Origin of the sequence: Bacillus spizizenii TU-B-10 (genome assembly GCF_000227465.1) — a bacterium.
Classification (GTDB): domain Bacteria; phylum Bacillota; class Bacilli; order Bacillales; family Bacillaceae; genus Bacillus; species Bacillus spizizenii.
Genome location: NC_016047.1, coordinates 2,084,347 through 2,110,295 on the forward strand (window position 1 = coordinate 2,084,347; position 25,949 = coordinate 2,110,295).

At 43.0% G+C, this 25,949-nt stretch carries 12 protein-coding genes and 1 tRNA gene; 3 read left to right on the plus strand and 10 right to left on the minus strand.

The genetic code is table 11. The features are described 5' to 3' along the window. Positions 1-46 precede the first annotated feature (46 nt). The 5 genes from GYO_RS32140 to GYO_RS32160 all read right to left on the minus strand — a co-directional run bounded on the left by GYO_RS32140 (position 47) and on the right by GYO_RS32160 (position 18,164). Entirely contained in the window at positions 47-11,962 is an 11,916-nt protein-coding gene (locus GYO_RS32140) for a non-ribosomal peptide synthetase (RefSeq protein WP_014113969.1), read from the minus strand. Between the two features lie 20 nt (positions 11,963-11,982). Further along, positions 11,983-13,182: an ACP S-malonyltransferase gene (gene fabD / locus GYO_RS32145; RefSeq protein WP_014113970.1), complete on the minus strand. Its 1,200-nt coding sequence runs from the start codon at positions 13,180-13,182 to the stop codon at positions 11,983-11,985. 970 nt (positions 13,183-14,152) lie between these two features. After that, the gene (gene dacB, locus GYO_RS32150) at positions 14,153-15,628 is read right to left on the minus strand and encodes a D-alanyl-D-alanine carboxypeptidase/D-alanyl-D-alanine endopeptidase (RefSeq protein ID WP_014113971.1); all 1,476 of its coding nucleotides are present in this window, start codon (positions 15,626-15,628) and stop codon (positions 14,153-14,155) included. A gap of 34 nt (positions 15,629-15,662) precedes the next feature. Further along, complete coding sequence (gene galM, locus GYO_RS32155) at positions 15,663-16,640, minus strand: aldose 1-epimerase (protein WP_014113972.1); 978 nt, start codon at positions 16,638-16,640, stop codon at positions 15,663-15,665. Between the two features lie 132 nt (positions 16,641-16,772). Then, the gene (locus tag GYO_RS32160; RefSeq protein ID WP_014113973.1) at positions 16,773-18,164 is read right to left on the minus strand and encodes an MATE family efflux transporter; all 1,392 of its coding nucleotides are present in this window, start codon (positions 18,162-18,164) and stop codon (positions 16,773-16,775) included. Positions 18,165-18,450: 286 nt separating this feature from the next. Between GYO_RS32160 and iseA the strand changes: the two genes are divergently transcribed. After that, positions 18,451-18,996 (plus strand): DL-endopeptidase inhibitor IseA, encoded by a 546-nt coding sequence (gene iseA / locus GYO_RS32165; protein ID WP_014113974.1) that lies wholly within the window; start codon positions 18,451-18,453, stop codon positions 18,994-18,996. An 87-nt stretch (positions 18,997-19,083) separates the two neighbouring features. On the opposite strand, the gene GYO_RS32170 is transcribed toward iseA, so the two are convergent. The 3 genes from GYO_RS32170 to GYO_RS32180 form a co-directional block, all read right to left on the minus strand. Beyond that, positions 19,084-19,156: transfer RNA gene (locus tag GYO_RS32170), tRNA-Arg, on the minus strand. Positions 19,157-19,208: 52 nt separating this feature from the next. Further along, entirely contained in the window at positions 19,209-19,754 is a 546-nt protein-coding gene (locus GYO_RS32175) for a site-specific integrase (protein ID WP_003220317.1), read from the minus strand. 315 nt (positions 19,755-20,069) lie between these two features. Continuing rightward, positions 20,070-20,300: an excisionase family DNA-binding protein gene (locus GYO_RS32180; RefSeq protein ID WP_014113976.1), complete on the minus strand. Its 231-nt coding sequence runs from the start codon at positions 20,298-20,300 to the stop codon at positions 20,070-20,072. A gap of 183 nt (positions 20,301-20,483) precedes the next feature. Between GYO_RS32180 and ggt the strand changes: the two genes are divergently transcribed. Beyond that, the gene (gene ggt / locus GYO_RS32185; RefSeq protein ID WP_014113977.1) at positions 20,484-22,247 is read left to right on the plus strand and encodes a gamma-glutamyltransferase; all 1,764 of its coding nucleotides are present in this window, start codon (positions 20,484-20,486) and stop codon (positions 22,245-22,247) included. A 188-nt stretch (positions 22,248-22,435) separates the two neighbouring features. On the opposite strand, the gene yofA is transcribed toward ggt, so the two are convergent. Beyond that, a complete protein-coding gene (gene yofA, locus GYO_RS32190; protein ID WP_014113978.1) occupies positions 22,436-23,290 on the minus strand; it encodes a LysR family transcriptional regulator YofA in 855 nt (284 codons plus the stop codon). A 128-nt stretch (positions 23,291-23,418) separates the two neighbouring features. On the opposite strand from yofA, the gene GYO_RS32195 reads away from it, so the two are divergent. Then, the gene (locus GYO_RS32195) at positions 23,419-24,408 is read left to right on the plus strand and encodes a zinc-binding dehydrogenase (protein ID WP_014113979.1); all 990 of its coding nucleotides are present in this window, start codon (positions 23,419-23,421) and stop codon (positions 24,406-24,408) included. A gap of 55 nt (positions 24,409-24,463) precedes the next feature. Here GYO_RS32195 and gltD read toward each other — a convergent pair whose 3' ends face one another. Further along, complete coding sequence (gene gltD, locus GYO_RS32200) at positions 24,464-25,945, minus strand: glutamate synthase small subunit (RefSeq protein ID WP_014113980.1); 1,482 nt, start codon at positions 25,943-25,945, stop codon at positions 24,464-24,466. Positions 25,946-25,949 lie beyond the last annotated feature (4 nt).

Genomic DNA, 25,949 nt, shown 5'->3' on the forward strand with positions numbered 1-25,949 from the left:
CATTTTTTAGAGTATAAAGAAAATAATGTATGCTTTCCCATGCTTTTTAAAAGTTCAGTTCAATAGAATGGATCATGTTATCATCTTCCGCGGTGCTGCCGTTTAATTCGATATGTTCGATTTGAATACTTGGCTGTTGACTGATAGCGGATAAGATGTGTAAATAGTCTTTTGACAAAGCTTCGATTCTGCTTTTCTTAAATAGTTTCTTCGAATATTCGAACAGACCGTGATGTTTGTCTTGACCTGTCTGAATCGACAAGGTGAGATCGAATTTTGCAACTGTATGATGAAGCTTATAAGGCGTGAATCGAAGGGAATCAAGCGTTAATTCAGCCTGATCAAGATTTTGCAGCACAAACATCGTATCGAACAAAGGGTTGCGGCTTGAATCTTTTGGAAGATGTACATGTTGGATCAATTCTTCCAATGGATAGTCTTGATTTTGATAGGCATGTAGCATGTTTTCCTTCACTTCGTTTAAGTAATCCTCGAATGTTTTACGGCCTGCCGGGTGATTGCGAATGACTAAGGTATTGACAAACATTCCCACAACAGACTCTACATCCATATGACTTCGGCCGGCGACCGGGGTACCTACGACGATATCTTCCTGTCCGCTGTATTTGGATAAAAGAATCATATAAGCTGCCATTAAAATCATATACAATGTTGTTCCTGTAGCTTCTTCCATTTGACTTAAGCGCTGTTTTAATTCTGTCGGTATAAGAAATTCAAATGATTCGCCTTCGTAATTGCGTATGGCAGGTCTCTCGTAATCCGTTGGCATATCCAATACAGGAATCTCATCATGAAAATGATTGAGCCAATACGCTTCCTGTTTTTTGATGTTTTTCCTTTGAGTTTCCGTTTGCTGCCAAACCGCATAGTCCTTATATTGAATGGGAAGCGGATCCGGTTCGTTTCCCTCATAAAATTGGTTTAAATCTTTCATCAGAATGTTCATAGACACGCCATCGGAAATGATGTGATGCATATCGACCAGCAGCACATGCTTTTCAGGTGTAAGTTCAATCAGTCCGACTCGCATTAACGGCGGCTTGGTTAAATCAAACGATTTGATAAAATCAAGCACACGGTCTTCCACTTCCTCTTCTCTCGCTTGAATCTGTTCTATTGTAAATTCAACGCTTGGATGAATTCGCTGTGCCGGTTCGCCTTCGTATAGTTCAAAGCTGGTCCGCAAAACTTCATGACGTTCAATTAATTTTTGAAAAGCAGACGTCAATCGGTCTAAATCAATAGCCCCTTCTACACTCATGGCGCCCGTCATATTGTACGTCAGCTCGCCTCCTTCTGCATGACTTAACAAATACATCCGTTTCTGTGCCGAAGAAACCGGATAATAGGACATTTCCTGTGCAGACGGAATTGATACATATCGAATTTTCTCCATGCGTAACGCCATGTTAGCCAACTGTTCAATAGTAGGAAACTTAAATATGTCTTTTACAGACAGATTGACATCCAGTTCTTTGTGGATTCTGGCAGCTAAGGCCGTCGCTCGTATGGAATTTCCTCCAAGATCGAAGAAATTATGCTTGATCCCCACACGATGTATTCCGAGCACCTCTTGCCATAAGGCTGCAAGCTTAGATTCAACCTCATTGCCTGGCGGTACATATTCAGCTATCTGCTCTAAACTTACCTCTGGTGCAGGCAGTGCTTTACGATTTATTTTCCCGTTGGACGTTAACGGTAATTGCTCAAGTTGGACATAATGGGACGGAATCATGTAGTCCGGGAGCTCCTGTGATAATTGTTCTCTAATCTCCGCAATTGTTATAGGTTTATTGCTCACATAATACGCACACAATTGTAGTAAGCCATCCTCTTCTTCTCTGGCTATAACTACAGCCTTTTGGACCGCTTCCACTTTATGCATGGCAGCTTCAACTTCACCAAGTTCAATTCGATGTCCTCGGATTTTGACTTGTTCATCGATTCGGCCTAAATATATGAGATTTCCATCACGTAATCGTTTTGCCAAGTCCCCCGTTTTGTACATGATCGTTCCCGGAGCAAACGGGTTGTGAACGAACTTCTCTGCTGTTAAACCCGGACGATTCCAGTATCCTCTGGCTACACCGGCTCCACTGATATACATTTCACCCGGTACGCCAATCGGAACCAAGTTCATGCTGGCATCCAACACATAAATGCTCGTATTGGCGGCCGGTGTGCCTATTGGCACAAATTCTCGCCTGTCACGTTCAGCGTCGTACCGATAAATCATACATCCGACGACCGCTTCTGTCGGCCCGTATTCATTGAATATGTCCAGTTGGCCTTTAAACTGCTCACTGATACTTTGGGCAAGCCGGGTGCTTAAATTTTCTCCGCCGACAATCATTTTCCGAACTGTTGTTCCCTCTGCTATATTCATTTCTTTAAGCACATGCAAATGCGCCGGCGTCATTTTGATGATATCTATTCTCGGATCCTGCATAATTGTTGATAGCACCGCACTTTTGTCTTCGCCATCATAGACAATAATGGTATTTCCTGTGATCAGCGGTGTGAAAATCGACGTCACCGTTAGGTCAAAAGAGACGGACGAGTATAAAGGGAAGTTGGTTTTCTCATCATTCACATAAACCTCTTTCGCCCATCCAATATAATTGGCTAACCCTCGGTGCTCAATGAGTACACCTTTCGGGTTCCCTGTGGAGCCAGATGTATAGATCATGTAAGCCAAATCATTTGCACCGCAGATCGGTTCAAGATTGGAACGATCCTCATGATATGAGCTTTCCTCATCCAAAAGCACAACGTCAGCATCAAGCGTTAAGTGTTTATGCAAATCGAGCTGTGTCAAAACGATCTTAGCCTCTGAATCCTTCAGCATATACTGTATCCGGTCCTCAGGATACTCCGGATCAATTGGCACATATGCTCCGCCGGCTTTTAGAACAGCCAAAATCCCAACAATCAGCTCGATGCGATGCGGGCAGATGATGGCAACGAACTGATCCGCTTGAACACCCTTTGTTCTTAACGTTCGCGCCAATTGGTTTGCCCGCTCATTTAGCTGTCTATACGTGCACCGCTCATTGCCGAATATAACGGCTTCATAATCAGGCCGCTGTTCTGCTTGCTTTTCAAACCATTGACATACTGTGTCGCTGTGCGAAAGCGGCGTCTTTGTGTCATTACACTCCATCAGAAGCTGGTGCCTCTCGATGTCAGAAAGCATAGGAACGGAAGACAAGGATTTCTCCGGCTCCTTAACAAGGCTGTCTAAAATACGGGTGTAGTGCTTTATGATTTGCTCCACCGTTTCTTGTTCAAACTGGTTTGGATTAAAATCGAAATGAATATCTAACTGTTGTCCTGCATCCTCGATCGTTAACATCAAATCATATAAAGAGACTCCGGGATTACGTTCTTTTACCCTAAATGTACACCTATCTTGATGAATCTCTTGGAATTCAATATTTTGATACACGAACATTGTGTTAAACAGTGACTTACCCGTTGTTTCCCGTTGTACGTTTAATTTTTCTACTAGCCAGTCAAACGGATAATCCTGGTTTTCGAAAGCATCAAGCGTTTGCCGTTTTACTTCCTCCAAATAATCCGTAAACCTTTTATTAGCCTGTGGTTTCGTGCGAATCCCCATGGTTTGAATGAATATACCGATCATGCTTTCGATATTCGGGTGATTTCTTCCGGAAACAGGCGTGCCTACGACGATATCTTCTTGGCCCGTATATTTGTGAAGCAGCACGTTGTAAGCAGCCAGAAGCACCATATACAGAGTCGTTCCCGTCTGTTGCGACATTTCTTGAAGCGAACGGATTAAACTCGACTGCAAGGAGCAGGTCACACGCTGTCCTTCGGAAGACCATTCCATCGCTCTTGAACCGTCTGTCGGCAGTTGAAGGACAGGAACTTCTTCCTTGAATTGCTCGAGCCAGTATGTTTCCTGCTGCTCCATGACCTCTCCGATTAACAGCTGGTTTTGCCACTCTGCGAAGTCTTTATATTCAAATTTAATTTCCGGTAATGGGTTACCATGATAAAAAGCGAACAATTCATTTGTAAGTATGCTCATGGAATAGCCGTCGGAAATGATATGATGCATATCGATGAGCAATTCAGCCTGTTCATTATCGATCTTGATCAGCTCCGCACGAACCAAAGGAGCTAGTTCCAGACGGAAAGGTTGTACAAACCCATCTGCGTAGGCTTCAAATTCTTTACGGTCCATCGAATGGACACGAACGTTAAAACCAAGCTCGCCAGCAATCTGCTGCACAATTTCACCATCTATGATGTGAAAAGAAGTGCGAAACGCTTCATGCCGCTTCATGACCTGTTGAAGGGATGCGATCAAGGCTTTTTCATCGTACTTCCCTATAATCGATATTTGGCCAAACATGTTTTGTGAAACTTGATTCGGTTCCATTTGATGGAGGAAATATACTCTTTGCTGAGCTGGAGATGTCCGGTAAAAGACTTTCTGCTCAACAGGCTTCATCGGGGGATACTTGACATTCTTTTCACCCCGGATGACATTCGCCAACTCCTTAACAGTCTGATGGCTGAAGAATTGCCCTATAGATACCTTTTGATTAAATGTTTGCTGAATCTTAGAAAGCATAAGCGTCGCTTTTAGCGAGTTTCCTCCCAAAGACAGAAAGTGGTCAGATCTGCCCACTTTCTCCAGGCCGAGAAGCTCCGCCCAAATCTGCGCAATTTGCCGTTCTGTTTCATTTTCCGGCTCTTCGTAAACGGCACGAACACCCTTATGGTCTAATGTTGAAGAGATACGCAGCTGATGATCGGCATACAGCTCAAGCAAGTCGAATTGATCTTCCTCGGAAAACATGATTAAGGCATCAAGAGGAGCCGAGTCTCCCTCAACCATTTTTTTCAGCAAGTTTACAAAGCCCGCTCCCCACTTGTTCATGATTTCCGGACTGATGACGTTCGTATTAAAATCGAAATCAAGAACATACTCTTGATCCAACTCCGTTACGTTAAGAAATAAATCGTATGAAATGCATTTTATAGGGTACGCAATGAGCTCAGCCTCCATCTGTCCAAAGTCAAGCTTTCGAAAAGGTCTGTCCAAATTAAAAATAATACGCATATCCGGCATTTGATCGTGCGGAAGCTGGCTGGCCACTAATGTCATCGGAACATCTTGATGTCGCATGACTTGATCCATGGTTTCCTTCATATGACCCAGATAATCGGCTAATGTGCTTTCTGAAGAAGCAGTGTTCTTCACGGGAACCATGTTGACACAATTTCCAATCAGCTTATGTTGTTTCATATGCAATTGGCCTGCGGTTGGAATCCCAATTACAAGGCCAGCCTGCTTGGTAAGCTGCTGCAAAAAAAGATGAAATGCTCCCAGAATAGTTACAAATACGCTATTTTTTATCCGAATGCTTAATGACTTTATCGCCTCGCTCAATGGACGGTCCAGTGTAACTGTATAGCGATCTCCCTCGTAACCATGCGGATAACGGGAAGAACTCATGCTGGGCAAGAATGCCTGCGGTATTGGTTCAGAGAGATGCTGCCGCCAATAACGAACTCCTTCTTCATAATGACCATTCTCTATCTGAGCTTGCTGCCAATCTAAATATTGGCGAAACGAAGCAACCTCATGAGATGGAAGCGGGCTTCCTTGTACGATGGCAGCGTACGTGCTCTCTAGCTCTTGTACAAAAACAGCGATCGACCAGCCATCGGCGATGATATGATGAAATGTCAGCACTATCAGATGTTCGTCTTGATTCGACGTAAGCACATGAACTCTAAACAAGGGCTTCTGTTCCTGGAAATGAAACGGGCGCTTGGCATCTTCCGTCAGCCATTTTTGAACCTCCGACTCTCGCTGTTCATTCGGGTAACCGGTAAAATCGATGACAGGAATTTCAACATTTATTCGAGCCTGCACTTGCTGTACTTCGTCATCGACATGAATGACCGTGCGTAAAGCGTCATGGCGTTTTACAATATTTCGCACCGCTTGTTCTAACAGCGTATGCTGCACCGCCCCTTTCACTTTGAGCATAATAGATTGATTCAATGCCGCAGAAGCATCATTCCCATACTGGGATACTACAGCCAATTGTTTTTGTTCAGGAGAAAGCTCGTATATTTCGGGTTCTTTATGGCCTCCGTCATCAGGAGAATTCGGCCCTTCTGGAATAAATCCGCCGCGGCGAAGATCTTTCACCGTTTCTTGAACGGCTTGAATGATATAAGCAATATCATCCGAAGTATGAGCCGTAGACAAGAAGCAGTTGCGTCCTTCCCAAACATAGACTCCTTTATAATTGAGATGGTAAAAGAACAAATCATTATCAACCGAAGAGACAAACCGGAATAAGGAACCAAATTGAACCATACGAATGGGCACTTGCGATTGTTCAAAATAGGAATTCAATTGATCAACCAAGTAGGCTGTCTTTTGATTTAACCGTTCATACAAAGTTTCTCCCTCGGCTTGAAGATGTCGAAGCACGGCTAATGACATTCTCATCGTAAGCGGGTGAGTATTAAAGGTGCCCGCTACAAACGTGCGTTTTGCCTCATCCGTTGGATAGGAGTCGTCTCCATACTGCCATGTTCCGCCATCGATCGTATTCATGAACTCAGATTTTCCGGCAACAATACCTAGAGGCTGGCCGCCGCCGATGATTTTCCCATAAGTGACCAAATCGGCTTGAATGTCGAACCATTCCTGCGCGCCGCCGAGACCGATCCGAAATCCTGTAATAATTTCATCCATAATCAGGGCTGTTCCGGATTGCTGTGTGATTGCCCGTAGTTCTTTCAAAAATGATTCCGGCTGCAAATCCGGCCTGCGGCTTTGTACCGGTTCCACCAGGACGGCTGCCAATTCATTTCCCAAATTGCGAATCACGTCCAATGAATCAGGATTGTTGTAATGCAAAATAATCAAATCATTCATAAAGCTTTGCGGTATCCCCGGAGCCAGCGGATTCGCAGGCGCAGACCCGCCTTTTGTGTTGGCAACACCTAATACGCCGTCAAATGTGCCGTGATAAGAGCCCGCAAACACTACCACTTTCGTTCTTCCTGTTGCCGCTCTCGCCAAACGTAGGGCAACCATGACTGCTTCCGTGCCGGAATTATAGAAAGCGACCCTTTCAACTCCTGTGCATGCACGAATTCGATCCGCAACTTCTCCGGCAACATTCGACATCGGACCAAGCGGCGGCAATGCAGAATGTGTTGAATCAACGACAGTTTGAGTAATAAAGGACGGATGATGTCCAAAAAGGTTCACCCCAAATCCCATGGTGATATCGATATATTCGTTTCCATCAATATCCCACATTCTAGAACCATCCGAACGTTCAGCGATGATCGGGTAAACCATTTCCTTCCAATAAGATCGGAAGCTGGACAAGTTGCGGTTATTGGCATGAGCAAATCGGGTTTCGTCCGTATATTGCTTGGAACCTTTCGTTTTGTCTACGTATTTTTCTATAAATGATTCTAAATATTGTCTTTGCTTCGGAGTATAGTTGACCTGTTCATTCAAGGTCTGACGCTGAAAAGGAACATAAGGTTTTGCTTCTTGAGCCGAATTCTTTTTTACAGTGACAGGTTTGGGAGAAAAGCTCGACTTATCTTGCGAAATCTCGTATTCTTTCGATACAGAATGGCTGTTGTTTCTCAACAAATTAAAGCTTTCCAATTGAGCTTGTAAAGTTTGCTGGATTAATTGATTCTGTGAAGCAATAATTTTGTCCAACATATGCTCTTGATGTTCCAACTCGGGCTGTGCTTCTGAAATAACAAGCTCTTCCTGCGCCGTAACACTTTTTTGAGGTGGAGTGAATGCAGCTGATGGAACAGCCTCTGCCAAATAATCGACAACATTTTGAATGTTGTTCATCGTATCAAAAAAACGTTCCATCGGAATATCCACATTAAATTCATCTGCGATCGCTTTTTTGAACTGTGTCAGCATGATGGAATCCAATCCGAACCCGATAAAATGGGCATTCGAATCGATCTCATCCGCTCTGATTCCCGATGCATTGCTGATGACAGTCTTCAGAAAGGATTCAATATGCGTCTTCGTATGATTTATATCCAATGCTACTTCCCCTTTCTCTTTTCTTTCCTTGGCGCTTTCATGGACAGCCTCAACCCAACAGCGATTCCGTTCAAATGGATACAAAGGCAATGGCGTTTTTTGTACAACTTCATTGGAATAAACCGCTCGCCAGTCAATCACGGCTCTTTGCACATATAATTCCGCAACACGATTCAACCAAATGATTCGTTCATCCTTTGTGCAGGCCCGATGCTGCATGAGATCAGAGACTTGTTTACTCAGATCGTCTTTTTCGGCAGGCTGCATTTCCTTGATGTTTTTATAGCCAAAGTGTACTTGGGGAAGATTTCTTTCGCCTTGAATCAAACTGGTCAGCTTATCTATTAATTCTTGTTTGCTGGATACAATCAGGGCTAAACAATAATCTAAATGAGCCCTTCCTGTACTGGCCGTATAGCAAATTGACCTCAATGATGATTGACTGTCATCCGAAATATATTGCCGATACTGATGAGCCAGTTCATATAGTGAAGCTTCAGTATGGGCGGATAACACAAATAAATGCGGATCATTCCCTTCCTCCGGTGCATACTCACTTTCAGGAGTATATTCTTCCAGTACTACGTGTGCATTCGTTCCGCTAAAACCGAATGAACTGATACCACCCCGCAGCGGTCGGTCTTCAGGTGTGAAATCCATCACTTCTTGATTCACATAAAATGGAGAAGAGTGAAATGGAATTAATGGATTCGGTTTATTAAAGTGAGCCAGCGGAGGGATTTTTTTGTGATTCAACATAAGGACAGATTTTATCAGTCCAACGATGCCTGCCGCTTCAAACAAATGACCAATGTTTGCTTTAACAGAGCCGATCGCACAAAACTGTTTCTTTTCCGTAACCTTCTCAAACGCTTTACAAAGACCGTTAAATTCAACAGGATCCCCGAGCTTGGTTCCGGTGCCGTGCGCTTCGATGAAAGACAGCGTTTCAGGAGTAATGCCAGCGTCTTTCCAGGCCATCTCAATCACCTCGGTCTGAGCTGCCGGGCTCGGTGCGGTGATTCCAACAGTTGTCCCGTCTTGATTCATCGCGCTTCCCTTGATCACACCATAAATATGATCTCCATCGCGAATCGCAGCCTGCAAAGGTTTCAACAGGACTGCTGCCACGCCTTCGCCAGAGCCTGTTCCGTCCGAATCCTCGCTGAACGTTTTCGTGAGCCCGTCGGAAGATTCCATATCGAGACCGATACGCATCGGTAATAGCGAAGTTCGAATACCCCCGGCAAGAGCCATTTCACAATCGCCTGTAAGCAATGCTTTACATGCCATATGAACAGCAACAAGTGATGAAGAGCAAGCTGTATCCACGGTAACCGCTGGCCCTTTCAAATTTAGAAAGTAAGCAATTCGGCTCGCCAACACCGAGGGAAGATTGCCCACAATATAATGATGAAGCTCCTCCGGATAATTCGCAGAAAGGAGACGTTCGTAATCGTAACCCACCTTCGAGTACCCTACATATACCCCGACATGACTCCCGCTAATGGTGTCGCCGGCATAGCCTGCATCTTCAATCGCATGCCATGCGGATTGCAAAAATAGCCTTTGATTGGGATCCATGAATTTTGCGGTTTTGGGAGCTAAACCAAAGAACGAATAATCAAAACGGTCGATTTCATCTAAATAGCCGCCCTTTACAAATTGTTTTTCATTAAATTCGCTTTGAATGGATCGTAAATAATCCATCGCATCTTTAACTCTTGGTGCAGGATATTCCCGAATGCCATGCTCGCCGTTTTCGAGCAGGTGCCAAAAATCACTCTTACCCGATGCTCCTGGAACATTGAGAGACATTCCAATAATGGCAATGTCTTTTGACGAGGAGCGGCTTGGCTTTGCTGTATCAGTTTGTTTGATTGCGGAATGGCTTTCGACAAGAAATGCCGCTAAATCAGCGATTGAAGGATACGTAAAGAGATCAGCAACCGTAAGCTCGCAACCAAACCTTTGTTCAATGCGTTCGGCAATTTGAGATAACTGTATTGAAGTTGCACCCATGTCAAAATATTGATCATTTAGGTGAATCTTTTTTCCATCCATCACTTCGGAAAAGATAGACAGCAATGCTGTTTCGATTTCATGAATAGGAGTCTGTACCGGTTCCGTCGAATGACTCTCCAGAAATTCCTTGATTTTGGTTGACTCTAGCGAAAATTTCCCCGACTCATACTGCTCAGCCAGCTCATAGCGTTTAACTTTCCCGCTTGTCGTTTTTGGCAGCTTTCGGATCGGCAGGACTTCTTTGATGCTCCATCCGCCTCGCTGGTACAAGTGCTTTTTAATGTCTTTAACAAGTGGTGCAAACTGCTCCGCTGATTTTTTGTAAACAGCAAAAAGTACGATTTCTCTGCTTCGTGACTCTTGATCATATACACCGCAGGCTGCAACTCTTCCTAAATCAATGTCTTTCATCTCAAAGGCGACTCGTTCAATATCGTGGGGGTACACATTTTTTCCGTTCACAAAAATAATGTCTTTTTCCCTTCCGGTTACGACTAAATTACCTTTTCTAATGAAGCCAAGATCTCCCGTTTTCACCCATCCATCAGGAGTCAGCGCTCTGTTCGTACTTTCGGGGTTGTTATAATACCCTTGGGTTACATTCTCACCCTTAATCTGGATATGACCGATAAATCCGTCTTCCAATCTCTCGTTTGCTTCATTACAGATTCGAATTTGGCAGTAATCAATAGGCTTTCCCACTTCGACGAATGAAGCACAATTTTGATCCTCTTTGCTTACTTCAACGGCTCTTTCACCTAGATTTAGATGATCGCGATGCAAATAAACAGGGACAAATTCTTCTCCAATTTTAGAGAATGTTGCGCCAACCGACGCTTCAGCTAAACCGTAAACATTTAAGATGGCAGATCTTTTCATATTGAACGCTGCGCATCTGCTCAAAAATTCATCACATAGCTCTGGCAATATAGGTTCTGCTCCGTTTGCAATGACCCTGATATGGGATAAATCCCAATCGTAACTTTTTTTGTCTTTCAAAAATTTAAGGAAGTAATTGTATCCAAAATTAGGTGACGATAGAATGCTGGCTTTATGTTCATGAGCTTTTTTCATCCAGAGAATAGGTCTTCGAATAAATAATTCTGTCGGCATTAAATTTTGATTGATGCCGGCCAAGGCAGGAACAAGGTGGCAAGCAATGAGCCCCATGTCATGGGTTAAGGGCATCCAAGATAAAAGAGTGTCTTTTAAGTCGATAGCCAGCGCATTCCGGATTGCACATGTATTATGTATTAAGTTATGATGGGTTAACATGACTCCTTTCGGGTCTCCTGTCGATCCGGAAGAAAATTGAATAAAGGCCAATTCATCGGCCTCAGGTTCATATAGCGAAGCGGGGTGGTCGTAGATTCGATCCTGAATGATGTCGGATTTCTCGATTAATTGATGATGGAAATCTTGTAAATCGTGATCAGCAGCAAATTTTTTCATTTTATCTAATACTGTTTCAGAGGCAATCAAGAATGGATTGTTTAAGATATTCCAAATACGCCATACCTTTAGCTTGTGGTCATCATCTTCTCCGATACTGACGGGTACCGGAATCATTCCTCCTAATAAACAAGCCCAAAAAGCGACGACAAATGATTTGTTTTCTTGGATTTGAAACACAATTTCTTGCTTTGGCTGAATGCCGATATGTTGTAAGTAGCCAAGAAAACCTTGCGCCTCGTCAAACAATTGGCGATAAGAGACAAATGTCTCGATTTTATCGGATTCGATAAAACGGATCCCGCGATCTGATATATTGCTTCTTTCCCGAATAACATCGACTAAGGTTTGAAATTGACTGGTATACATAGGTCCCCTCCTGGGCAGCTTTATTTTAAAATCCGCAATTGTTCCCAAGTCGGAAGTTGTTTAGCCTCACAAATTAATTGGCATAAATGGATCGAATGTTCGAGTTCTTCTGCTGAAAGCTCTTCTTTTCTTTCCACTCTCTCTTTGAGCAGTTGTATTTGCGGAAATAATGGGGTCGTCAGGTTGGAATAGGTCTTTGCATCCTTGTTATAATTTCGCGCAATGATGGATTGAAGCATCATTTTATTCAATTGCTCCTTACGTAAATTAACAATATTTTCATTTCTTTCCGCCGAATCGGAAAGCAAATGCAAGTCAGATGTTTGACCAAAAGGGTAAGCTGCAATATGCTTCGTTATTTTTTTCAATAGACCGACCAAGACGTTCTTGGGACCCATTTCGATGACTTCCGTGACTCCATGCAAAAGCAAGTAGTGCATCGACTCCACCCATCTTACCGGCATAGTCATGTGCGATTGCAAATGTTCCCTGACCGAATGCCCATTGTTATACGGAACCGCTGTAACATTCGAAATGATCGGCCATGCAGCATCTTGGAAAGAATATTGATTTAATGCATTCTGGAATTGTTCAGACGCTGATCTCATCATTGAACTATGAAAAGGGGCGCTGACGTTCAAATAAGTGTGATTAGCCCCCATTCTCTCAGCTTTTTTAATGACCAATTCCACAGCCTGCCGATGTCCTGAGATGACATGCTGTTGATCCGAGTTCATGCATGCCACGCCTACTGGAAAGTCTTCCGTCGAAATTTCCGTACACAGGTCTTGCAGTGGTTGGATATTGATCTGTGTGATTGCGGCCATCGTGCCCAGTTGCTCAGGATCTGCATTTTGCATGAGTACCCCTCGCTGCCTTACAAGCTTAACGGCATCCTGAAAAGAAAGGACACCTGCACAGACAAGCGCTGAATATTCGCCCAAGCTGTGACCTGCCAAAAAGTGCGGTTTAATTCCTATTTCCTGCATATATACTTGATAAGCGATGACACTAACCGTTAAAATGGCAGGCTGGGCATTCATTGTCCTTGTCAATTCAGTCATATCGCCATCAAAGCACAGCTTTTTTACATCCATGGAGATGGCATCGCTTGCCTCTTCAAATAATCTCTTCGCCAGCACAAAATCATTCCAAAAACTTTTACCCATCCCAACAAACTGAGAACCTTGTCCCGGAAATAAAAAGGCAAGATTATTCATTAGCTCCCTCCAATCTTTTCGAACGGATATACGTCATATACTTTTTGTACCGTCATAGCATCATCATCACAAAACATGCATATGGGATCATTGTCATAATTGCAGCTAAATGGAAGCCTAACGATTAAACGTCTTTTTTTAGTTGATGCGTTTGTATGTCTCTGAGGGTGTTCAAGATTTGATTGTGTTTGATTATAGTTGAATAGCTCTAGGTGGAGGAAAACAAAAGCAAGGGTGAAAACCCGCGGCAGATAAAACTGCCAGGGGCGGACAAAGATGTCGTTGCAAATCGGCCCAAAAACTTTACTGAATTGAGCCACGCGACATATGGAGTATCTACTTTAGAAGCTATTGTTTGCGGAAGCTTGTCCTGCTAGTCTTGGGAGAGGCCTATAACTTACCACGCTAAAATGAGACCGGCTAAGGCGATACAGGTTTAACCATGGCTTGGGTAGTACATCTACAACTATGGATGCTGAAATCACCTGCAAAAAACACTGAAACAAACCAGCGAGTCGATAAACTGTACTTTCCTTTGGGCATAGGTTAAAGAATAAGGATGTTCAGCTCAATAATTCCCTCCAGTTCTAATAATAAGAGGTTAAGAAAGTGAAATAATGACAGAAAAAGAAATTATATGGCTATATAATCCATATATGCACTATATTAACGTATATTTTTTAAAGTACAATGAAAAATGTAAAATTTTTATAACGTTTTTTTAAAAATAGTATTATTTCTTTAGTTTTTACTTCTTTTTTTGTCGTAATTTTGAATATAACGTGATAAAAGTATCGCTTTTTGTCAGGTCTTCTAAACTAATTTTTTGGTTGTGACAATTTTCTAAAACGTGTAAATGCTGTTATGTGTTATATGTATACTATTGGTTTATATATAATTTTAAGGAATAATTAATGTGATAGGAGACATAAAAAAACCTGTTTTCGCTTGGAAAACAGGTCTGACGCTATTATTGATTTGCCAAGATGACAGCGATTTGATCCTCAATATCTTTTCCATCCTCGTCATCAATCAATCCGTTTAGAAGAATTGAAAAAACAAGGGTTTTTCCGCTCTTGGTTTCTGCGTACCCGGATAGAGAGCTGACCGTGCTTAGCGATCCGGTTTTTGCCCTTATTTTTCCTTGTGCAGGAGTGTCTTTCATCCGGTTCCTCAGCGTTCCGCCTATCATTCTGTCACTGTTGCCCGCAACAGGCAGAGATTTTAGATAAGCTGAGAACCATTTTTTATCTTGAATGTCATATAACAGCTTTGAGATTTGATCTGAGGATACAGCATTAATATGAGAGACTCCTGAACCGTCCCTTAACACAAGTGATTTAGGATCAACACCGAATTCGGGAAGCGTACTGTTTAATACTTCGAGTCCCTTTTTCCAGCTCCCCTCTTCTTTTTTCACTTTCCCCATTTCTTTTACGAGCACCTCGGCATGTCCGTTATTGCTTAATTTCATAAACGGAACAAATAGTTTTGACAAAGGCATTGAACGATGAGAGATTAACACGTCTGAAGAATCGGGTGCAGCGCCCGTCTTGACGTTCCCTTTTACAGTAATTCCTTGTTTTTGTAGTGCCTGCTTAAATAAATCCAAGGCGTATCCGGCCGGCTCCCAGACAGCAATCCATTCCTTTGTCTTGCTTGCGCCAACCGGTACGCTTCCTTCAATGGTGATCGTGTTTTTCCCATGCTCTCTTTCGATCGTGAGGTCTTTCTTTTGGCCGGCCGAAGTCGTTTCTGCATTGTTCTTAATCGTTACATAATCTGTCTTTGGAGATACAGAAACTGCAGGCTTTTCCCCTTCTTTTTTACCTGGGGTTACCTCTACAATTACAGTGCCTGCATCATAGTCTTCATTCGGAGACGCTGTTAAAGCAGAGACTTGCGCGCCGTAATACGTGTATTCATCACTCCATGGCATATCAGGTGATAATCGGATGTCATCATACCACGTTTCATCACCGATCAGATTGCCTTTAATCACGTTCACGCCGGACTTTTTCAATTTCTCAGCCATTTCTTCAAAATCGGATGGTAAAAGTGTCGGATCTCCTTTTCCTTTCAGATAAAGGTTTCCATTCAGCTTTTTCCCTTTAAGTGTGCCGTCTGTCCGGACCTCGGTTGTAAAGGAATAGTCCTCACTAAGGATAGAAAGTGCCGCGGCAGCTGTCAAAAGCTTCAGAGAAGAGGCGGGCCTCATTCGGATATCTCCTGAATGCTCATATAGAACAGCGCCTGTATCCGCAGAGCGAACAGTGATGCCGGCCATTGCGCCCTCGAGTGCAGGATGATCAGCTAAAATCTTATCGATCTGCCCGGCAAGTGCATCTTGTTTTTCAGCCGCTTGCGCAGCCTGATGCATATAAGGTACCGAAGCAACCACGAAAAGCAGCAAAACAGCAACATAAAGCTTTATGCTTTTTTTCATTTTTTTACCCCGCCTCTCTGCGCCTCATCATTGGCTATTGATGATTCAATTCGATGGTGATACTGCTTTTGGCTGTCGTTTCTTCTCCTGGCTCAAGCACTTGTAAACCAGTGAGTGATGAAGACAAATCAAGATTCACTGCGTTTGTCACCCATGTGTAAGGTTCAGGGCATAAATACCCCTGTTTTCCGTCCGCATTGTATACAACCCAATGTTTAAATTGTTCATCTGCCTTATAAATAATGCTTACATGTGCATGCTGATGATAAATGACTGCCTGATTTTCTCCGCCTCTTTTCTGATAAGCAGATAAAAAGACATCATCCAGCTGCTTGTGGCGTAAATCCATCCCTTCATGCAAGGCTTCTTTATTCGGTACATCCATCAGCTTTCCGGTCGGCAGCAGGCGTTCATCCAACTCCCATTGCTGATCTGCTGTCAGGGAGAATAATGAGCTTTCTTCTGGAAATACAAATGTAGTATGATAACCGATTCCCCAAGGAAACGCTTCCTTTCCTTTGTTCATGACGGTCGCATATTTAAGAAGAGTATTCCCCTTTAGCGTGTATGTCATCCGAACGACGGCATGATGTGGAAATTGCTTATACACATGGGGAAGCTCTGAAAGATCAATTTCCGTTTCAACGATCACTTCTTCATCAGTTTGCTTCATGGTCACTACGTTCCACTTTTCTTGATAAAGAAACCCGTGAAGATGGTTGTGTTTATCCTTTTCGTTGATATCAAAATGATATGTTCTGCCCCGGAAACTGAATGTACCGTCACTTATCCGGTTAGGCGGAAACAGGATCGGAATGCCATACAATGTTGGTGTGTCATGAAAGCTTTCTGCTGTTTCCGGTTCACGCAAAAGCTGGATCTTTGTTGCTTTGTCCATGAGAGAAATGACGTTGCTCCCCCACTCGGGAACGACAATCATTTCTATATGTTCGTTACCTGCTTTGATGGCAGGTGTTCCTAAATGCGTAATCTTCTCAATATAGTTAGCCATGTGTCCTCAACCTCTCCTTGATTCATTGCTCGTATAAGAATTCAATGTACTGTGCCATATTTCCTCCATTTTATGTTTTCCCTATCAAATAAAAAAACACCGTTCAAATCATGAACGGTGTGATTCGGGAGTCTATTGGATGAGACGTGTAATCTGTTTCTTCTTCCACACGAATTGATAATACCCATAAATCAACAGCAAGCTGACGGCAAACGCAGCCGGATAGCCAACCCAGACGCCGAGTATTTCAAGCTTTGTGTAGTGGGATAGTACGAATGCGACAGGCACCTCTACTCCCCAGATGGCAAAAATGCTGATAACGGTCGGCCATAAAACCGTTCCGCTTGCCCGCATCGTCGCAGAAATAATTTGGGCATTTCCAAACAGCAAATAGCTCCACAATGTAATCATCAAGAGACGGTGCGCGATGTAAAGTGTGTCTTTCTCGGTTAAAAATAACGCTAAAATCTGCTGTGAAAACACATAGATCAGAATGATCAACACGCCGCCAATGATATAATTCAGCCAAATCCCGACGCGGATGACCTGCTTTAAGCGGTCAGATTCGTTCGCTCCGATCGATTGCGCGGCGAAAATAGACACCGCAATACCAAGGCTGACGGCCGGCATCTGCACATAGCTGGCTACCTGGTTGACCACGCCGTATGCAGCTGTCGCATTAGAGCCGTAATGGTTGACGAATGAAATAACCGCTATCTCTGATAATGAGACGAGAATCATATTGATGCTTGATGGAATCCCGAGGCGCAGCAGGAGAGCCAGCAGTTCCTTATCCATTTTCAAATAACGCCGTACCGTTTTATCAAATTGCAGCGGATGGTTTCGTTTTCGTAAATACACCATTAACACGAGAAATGTCGCAATCGTGGAAAAGACGGTTGCATATGCGGAGCCGTATATGCCCAGTTTCGGAAAACCGAACATGCCAAGGATTAAGACGGGCAAAAGCGCTATGTTGATGACCGTGCTCACAATCAGCGTATAAAACGGTGTCTTAGAATCCCCTGTTCCGCGCAAAAATGTTGTATATGCAAAATATAAAAACATAAATGGCATAGCGTAAAATAAGATACGTGCATAGCTGGCGCTGACATGAATTACATTTTCAGGCGTGCCCATTAATCGAAGAATATCCAAAGTGAAAATACTGCCGATGACGGCTAATACAACCCCTAATAAAAACGTAAACGTGAGCGTCGTTCCGACAACAGCCTTTAACCGCTCCTCATTCTTCGCCCCGTAGGCTTGTCCGATCAGGATCGAACTTCCTGAACCGATCCCGATTGTAAATGAGATTAAAAGAAAAAATAACGGGAAAAAGGATGATACAGCTGCAACCGCATCAACACCAAGCCATCTGCCTACAGCCATCATCCCGACTAGCTGGCCGACTGATTGCAGCACATTGCTTAGCAGAAGCGGCACTAAAAAGAGTGACATAGACCGCCAGACAGATGGATTGCTTTTCTTCTGAGTGACAAGTTGTTCTTGTGATGTTTCCATATTGAAAGCTCCTTTATTTGAATTCGTTTGTAAACATGCCCCTATTCTTTTGACAAAAACAGGATATGCAACATGTTATTATTCATCACTGTACATATGAAACCCTTCCCGATTCTTCTAATTTTACACATCTTTTTAGCTTATGAAGAATAAACTAGCAAGTAACAGCCTATTTCTTTGTAAGGAAAAGAATAAAAAATAATTTATGCAAAAGTATTGTAATCTATCCGTAATTATTGTAACATTTGTAACATAAGAGAAAGAGATTTTGAAGGAGTGAACCACAATGAAAAAATGTCTTCTATTTCTAACAACTATTGCACTTATTCTGTCATTAAGTACAAATGCATTTGCGAAAAATAATTCAGGCGATTTATCACAAAAACAAGCACTGCAGCTGGCATTATCAGCAAGAGAGCATTTTTGGAACACAATGAGCGGCCACAATCCAAAAGCGAAAAAAGCAGTTTGTCCATCAGGCACATTTGAGTATCAAAATCTTCAATATGTGTATATGTGCAGTGATCTAGGCACTAAAGCAAAAGCAGTGAATTACTTAACTCCTATTTTCACAAAAACAGCAATCGAAAAAGGGTTTAAAGACTATCATTTCACTGTTTCAAAAGGAAAACTTGCGGTTCCAATCGGTGATGGAGACAACCTATTAAATTGGAAAAAATCAACCGCTAAACTGATTTCTAAAAAAGGCGGCACAGTCACATACGAATTTACCGTTCCTACTTTAGACGGATCACCTTCAGCGAAACGGAAAGTGACATTTGTAAAAGAAAATAAAAAATGGAAAGTCAATCAATTTGACGCAGTTATATAAGAAAAACGCCCGGTATAAGCGGGCGTTATTTATTTGGCATACAAAAAGACAACAGACGAAAAGCCTGTTGTCTTTTTGTAAATATAACGCTCTAGGAGAGATTCGAACTCCCGACCTGCAGTTTAGGAAACTGCTGCACTATCCGCTGTGCTACTAGAGCTTTTTGTATTTATATAGTAGCTCTGATGAACAAAATTTTCAAGCGGTTTGTATTAAAGCCCTCCAAAAACCTTATACGCGGCCCTTGTCGTGTCTTCATCAATACCGATATACCGCATTGTAATCGAGGGTGATGAATGATTCAGTATTCTCTGCAGCTCGGCAATGTCTTTTGTCCGCTGATAAAAATGATAGCCGAACGTTTTCCGGAGCGTATGCGTCCCTATCTCCTCAAGTCCGCACGCCGCGGCGGCTTCTCTTAAAATCCTGTAGGCCTGAATGCGGGAAATCGGTTTCCTGGTCCGGACAGACTTAAAAAGATATTCGTTTTCTTTCATGTCTTTTGTATACTCGTATATTTCCTGTTTCAGTGATTCTAAAATGAGAATCTTCCTTTTCTTTTTCGTTTTGCTTTCAGTCGCCCATAAATGATCTTTGTTTTTAACGTCCTTCACTTGCAGCGGCAGAATATCAGAAATGCGGAGCGCGCTGTTGATGCCGAAAATAAACAGAAAATAATCCCGCTTGTTTTTGTTTAGCAAATACTGTTTTACATCTTGAATTTTCTCTAAGCTGCGAATCGGCTGTACAATATGCATCAAAAAACTCCTTAAAAACCGTTATGTAACGTTTTGAGGTCTATGTTACTATTATAGCTGAAAAACGTTGAATGTCAAAGTACGGCGGCATTTATGTAACATAATATACATAGTGTTACATAAGGAGATGAAGTAGTTTCTAAAAACTCTCTCCCTCTTAAATGTATTTTAAAGCTTCATATAAAGCTTTTGATCTATTCGATACATATCCCTCTAGATATCATCAAAAAACCTCTTAAAACAAAATCTGACGATTCGGTTTTTCTGATGTTTTTAAAAGGATATACAAAAAAAGACACAATTTGAAATTGTGTCCTAATCCTCATCCTTTACATCAATATCTTCCGGGATCGGTTCATTTAATATTTCCTGCACGAGTGTTTTGTAATTTTCCAGCTGTTCGAGATGCGTTTTGAACTGTCCCTTATAAATCAAAAATTGCTCACCGTCATGAACGACCCTGATTTTTCCTTCGAGCACCATGCTTTTAATATAATCCTCTGAAAGATTTGCATATTCTGCTGTTTCTTTAATCGTTAAATACATATAGCAGTCCTTTCTTAATCCGTAGCTGATTCTAATATAGCACATGGCTCGTATCAATATAATCAATTTTGCACAGAAAAACTGGTTAATGTTCTATATAATATACCATTTGTCACTTGTGAAAACGCTGTAAATTTTTTACGCTAAGATTGTAACATAACAGCTTCATATAGGAGGGAGAACATGAAAAGAACGTGGAATGTCTGTTTAACAGCTCTGCTTAGTGTTCTGTTAGTCGCTGGAAGTGTCCCTTTTCACGCGGAAGCTAAAAAGCCGCCCAAAAGCTACGATGAGTACAAACAAGTAGATGTAGGGAAAGACGGCATGGTTGCCACCGCGCATCCTCTCGCTTCGGAAATCGGTGCTGATGTGCTGAAAAAAGGAGGAAATGCGATTGACGCGGCAGTTGCCATTCAATTTGCACTCAATGTAACAGAGCCGATGATGTCAGGCATTGGCGGCGGCGGTTTTATGATGGTGTATGACGGAAAAACAAAGGATACAACGATCATTGACAGCCGTGAACGTGCTCCAGCAGGCGCAACCCCCGATATGTTTCTCGATGAGAACGGCAAAGCCATTCCTTTCTCTGAACGTGTGACAAAAGGTACTGCCGTCGGTGTTCCAGGCACGCTGAAAGGCCTGGAGGAAGCCCTGGATAAATGGGGAACCCGATCGATGAAGAAATTAATCACCCCTTCTATTAAACTCGCTGAAAAAGGATTTCCGATTGATTCGGTGTTGGCAGATGCTATTTCTAATTATCAGGAAAAGCTGTCACGGACTGCCGCAAAAGATGTATTTTTGCCAAATGGCGAGCCGCTTAAAGAAGGCGATACATTGATTCAAAAGGATTTGGCAAAAACGTTTAAGCTCATTCGCTCAAAAGGCACTGATGCTTTCTATGAAGGAAAATTTGCCAAAGCACTTTCTGACACTGTACAGGATTTCGGCGGATCAATGACGGAAAAAGATTTAGAAAATTATGACATCACAATCGATGAACCGATTTGGGGAGACTATCAAGGCTATCAAATCGCCACTACTCCTCCTCCAAGCTCTGGCGGTATTTTCTTATTGCAAATGCTGAAAATACTTGATGATTTTAACCTTTCACAATACGATGTCCGCTCATGGGAAAAATATCAACTGCTTGCTGAAACGATGCATTTGTCTTATGCCGACCGTGCGTCTTACGCAGGTGATCCCGAATTTGTAAACGTTCCTCTCAAAGGCCTGCTTCACCCCGATTATATTAAAGAACGCCAGCAATTAATCAATTTAGATCAAGTCAATAAAAAACCGAAAGCCGGTGATCCTTGGAAATACCAAGAAGGATCGGCAAACTATAAGCAAGTCGAACAGCCGAAAGACAAAGTAGAAGGCCAAACAACCCACTTTACAGTTGCCGACCGCTGGGGAAATGTTGTTTCTTATACGACGACAATTGAACAGCTATTCGGAACTGGTATTATGGTCCCTGATTACGGCGTCATTTTAAACAATGAATTAACAGATTTTGATGCGGTTCCTGGCGGAGCTAATGAAGTACAGCCAAACAAACGGCCTTTAAGCAGCATGACCCCGACCATTTTATTTAAGGATGACAAGCCTGTCCTCACCGTCGGATCTCCTGGCGGGGCCACCATTATTTCATCCGTCTTGCAAACCATTCTCTATCACATCGAATACGGCATGGAATTAAAAGCTGCTGTTGAAGAGCCGAGAATTTACACAAACAGCATGAGCTCCTACCGCTACGAAGACGGAGTTCCTGAAGACGTCCTCAGTAAACTAAACGGCATGGGCCATAAATTCGGCAAAAGCCCAGTAGAAATCGGAAACGTACAAAGCATTTCTATCGACCATGAAAATGGCACCTTTAAAGGCGTAGCTGATTCAAGCAGAAACGGCGCGGCGATCGGCATTAATTTAAAACGGAAATAAAAGATAAAAACTGTACTCGCTTCAAATGAGTACAGTTTTTTGTATGCAGTCCTTTTTTATATAAGAACGGAAACAATATCCACTTCCATTTAATATGCTTTTGTGTGGTATTCCGTATGCCAGCTTTCTTGACAATCGGCTACGCTTTTGTTCAGCATAACAGACCGAAACCAATGCATCTTTCTTCATCATTTTATTACGCTTATCTCATCAATAAATCTCTGAAACGCACTCGTAATAAAAAAGTCTTTCCTGTATATAAATACGATCTCTAAGTCTTGATACGCTGCTGGCAGCTGATGAATCCATACATTCGTAGGACGCTCGGAGCAGTCTACAGCGGACTTAGGAAGCAGCGCCGTGCCCAACCCGGCGGATACTCCTCTTATAATGGCTTCCAATGTGCCAAACTCTATGATTTTTTGATGTTGAATGCCTGCTTCCTCCAGCAATCTTTTGACCCTGGCGCGATGAGAACAGCCAGCTCCAAAAAAGAGCATCGGCTGGCGAAGCATGTCTTCTGCCGTTCCTTCCCGTGATGAAATCAATACCAATTCATCATGGGAAGCATGGATTTGTCTGACATCAGGGTGCTCAACCGGCCCGTATACAAAAGCGCCATCAACTTTATGATCAAGAACCTGCTGAATCAAATTGTGTGTATCAGCTGTGTTTACTGATAAATCTACTTCAGGAAAGCGCCTGAGGAAGGAGGCCGCATGCTCGGGCAGATGCGTTACCGCCGTTGTTTCCAACGATCCGATCCGCAAAGGCCCTTTCGGATGCTGGCTCATCTGTGCTGATTTTTCAGCTTCGTCTAATAGCAATAATACTTGATCAGCATATTGCAAAAGATTTTCTCCAGCAGCGGTCAGCTTCATCCCCCGATTCGTTCGATGAAAAAGCCTGATATTCAAATTTTCCTCAAGGTTATGTATTCTAGCTGTCACATTCGACTGAACATAATTCAGCATTTGGGCTGCTTTCGTTATGCTTCCTTCCCGGGCAACAGCCCGAAAAATCTTTAAATCTCCGCTTTCCACGGGCTCTCACCTTCTTGCTATGATTAAAAGTGATATCGGCTATCATTTTTGTTCATTTTACTTGAAGAAAACCGCTATGTAAAATATGTAAAGATATGAAAATACAATTCAATGAGGAGGCAGACAGCATGAAAGCTGTAATTCACAACGGAAAAACCGGACTTCAGGGATTATCATTTCAAGAGGTTCCATCAAAAAAGCCCGGATACGGAGAGGTAAAGGTAAAATTAAAATCGGCAGGTCTAAATCACCGTGACCTGTTTCTTATGAAAAACAAGTCTGAACGAGATCCTCATGTGATACTGGGATCTGACGGCGCCGGGATCATTGAAGAGGTTGGTGAAGGCGTCAAAAACGTTGCTATTCAAACAGAAGTAATTATTTTCCCGACATTGAACTGGGATTTGAAAGAGAACGTACCGGCTGTACCTGAGATTCTGGGAGGCCCTTCTGACGGAACGCTTGCTGAATACGTGAACATCCCTTCACAAAATGCGATCAAAAAACCTTCTTATTTATCCTGGGAAGAAGCAGGCGTTTTACCTTTATCAGCTTTAACTGCATATCGAGCCCTGTTTACGAAAGCCCAATTGAAAAAAGGCGAGCATCTATTGATACCCGGCATCGGCAGCGGTGTTGCAACCTACGCTATGTTCATGGCTAAAGCGATTGGAGCAACCGTAAGCGTGACTTCCCGCAGTGAGGAGAAAAGAAACAGGGCGCTGCAATTAGGTGCTGATTATGCATTTGATAGTTACAGCAATTGGGATGAACAGTTGCAGGAAAAAAGGGCTGATGTTGTTCTTGACAGTATAGGCCCTGCCCTCTTTTCGGAATACTTCCGCCATGTAAAACCGAACGGCCGTATTGTCAGCTTCGGGGCAAGCTCAGGTGACGATCTCTGTTTTCCAGTACGTTCTTTATTCTTTCCTCAGATCAATATATTGGGAACATCAATGGGGAGCTGTGAAGAATTTCACGATATGCTGGCTTTTATTGAAAAACATAAGCTGCGACCTGTAATAGACCGCACATATCCTTTAGAAAAAGTATGTGAAGCATATACGAGAATGCAGGAAGGCAGACAGTTTGGAAACATCGGAATCATAATGGAATAAAAAAGAAACCGGCTGGCAATCAGACCGGTTTCCTTTATATCATAATCCCCTTTATTTACGGAAGAACTGAACTCCCCATCAAGTATCGATCCACTTCACGCGCCACTTCACGGCCTTCATTAATCGCCCATACGATTAAGCTTTGGCCTCTTCTTGCATCCCCTGCGGCGAATACGCCATCGATATTTGTTTGATAATCCCCATATGTTGCGCTGATTTTGTTATTTACAGAATCAACACCGAACTGTTTCAACAGCGGCTGTTCTGTGCCTTCAAAGCCAATAGCGATGAAGACAAGCTGAGCAGGCCATACTTTTTCCGTTCCAGGAAGCTCGCGGAACTCGTATTTTCCGTGCTCATTTTTCACTTTCTCCATTTGAATAGTATGAAGCTCTTTCAGCTTGCCATGTTTATCCGCAACCAATTTTTTCGTTTGAATGGAGTATTCCCTCGGATCTCTTCCGAATTTTGCTTCCGCTTCTTCATACGCATATTCAAGCGTAAAGATGTGCGGCTGTTCAGGCCACATATTGTCATTCGTGCGGGCTGGCGGAAGTTTCGGGTGTTTGCCGAATTGATGCACGCTTTTGGCTTTTTGTCGGAGAGCAGTAGCGACACAGTCAGCTCCTGTGTCTCCTCCTCCGATTACGATGACATCTTTCCCTTTGGCATCAATGAATTGCTTGTCTTTAAAGTTAGAATCTAAATAGCTTTTTGTTGCGAGTGTCAGGTAGTCCATCGCATAATGAACTCCTTTTGAGTCGCGTCCTTCAATTAATAGATCCCGCTGTTTTTGAGCGCCTGTGCACAGAATCACAGCGTCAAATTGCTCCTTCAGCTCATCAGCTGTAATGTCAACGCCGATTTCTGTGTTCGTGACAAAATCAATTCCTTCTTGCGTCAGCAATTTAACCCGGCGTTCTACAATCCCCTTCTCAAGCTTCATGTTCGGAATGCCGTATGTTAAAAGGCCGCCGGCTCTGTCTGAGCGCTCAAAAACAGTGACGGAATGTCCTGCTTGATTCAGCTGGTCTGCACTCGCCAGTCCGGCTGGGCCCGACCCGACGATGGCCACTTTTTTGCCTGTTCGTTTTTTGGGAATTCTAGGCTGAATCCAGCCGTTCTCAAATCCTTTGTCGATAATGGTCCGCTCAATGTTTTTAATTGATACGGCCGGGTCTGAAATCGCTAATGTACATGAACCTTCACAAGGAGCGGGACATACCCGCCCAGTGAATTCAGGAAAGTTGTTTGTTTTCAAAAGACGTTCCAATGCTTCTTTCCATCTGCCCCGGTAGACAAGATCATTCCATTCAGGAATTAAGTTGTAAATTGGACAGCCGGATGTAAATCCGTTAATGTCCGCACCGATCTGGCAAAACGGCGTACCGCAATCCATACACCGCGCCCCCTGACGTTTCGATGCTTCTTCTGAAAAAGGAGCAGAATATTCTTTCCAATCCTTTAAGCGAGTGAGAGGGTCCCGCTCAGCAGGTTTTTCTCGCTTGATCTCCATAAATCCAGTTGGTTTCCCCATGTTC

Coding starts and splice junctions, on each gene's coding strand:
- GYO_RS32140 (WP_014113969.1), bottom strand. CDS start 11,962: ATGTATACCAGTCAATTTCAAACCTTAGTCGATGTTATTCGGGAAAGA.
- fabD (WP_014113970.1), bottom strand. CDS start 13,182: ATGAATAATCTTGCCTTTTTATTTCCGGGACAAGGTTCTCAGTTTGTT.
- dacB (WP_014113971.1), bottom strand. CDS start 15,628: ATGAAAAAAAGCATAAAGCTTTATGTTGCTGTTTTGCTGCTTTTCGTG.
- galM (WP_014113972.1), bottom strand. CDS start 16,640: ATGGCTAACTATATTGAGAAGATTACGCATTTAGGAACACCTGCCATC.
- GYO_RS32160 (WP_014113973.1), bottom strand. CDS start 18,164: ATGGAAACATCACAAGAACAACTTGTCACTCAGAAGAAAAGCAATCCA.
- iseA (WP_014113974.1), top strand. CDS start 18,451: ATGAAAAAATGTCTTCTATTTCTAACAACTATTGCACTTATTCTGTCA.
- GYO_RS32175 (WP_003220317.1), bottom strand. CDS start 19,754: ATGCATATTGTACAGCCGATTCGCAGCTTAGAGAAAATTCAAGATGTA.
- GYO_RS32180 (WP_014113976.1), bottom strand. CDS start 20,300: ATGTATTTAACGATTAAAGAAACAGCAGAATATGCAAATCTTTCAGAG.
- ggt (WP_014113977.1), top strand. CDS start 20,484: ATGAAAAGAACGTGGAATGTCTGTTTAACAGCTCTGCTTAGTGTTCTG.
- GYO_RS32195 (WP_014113979.1), top strand. CDS start 23,419: ATGAAAGCTGTAATTCACAACGGAAAAACCGGACTTCAGGGATTATCA.
- gltD (WP_014113980.1), bottom strand. CDS start 25,945: ATGGGGAAACCAACTGGATTTATGGAGATCAAGCGAGAAAAACCTGCT.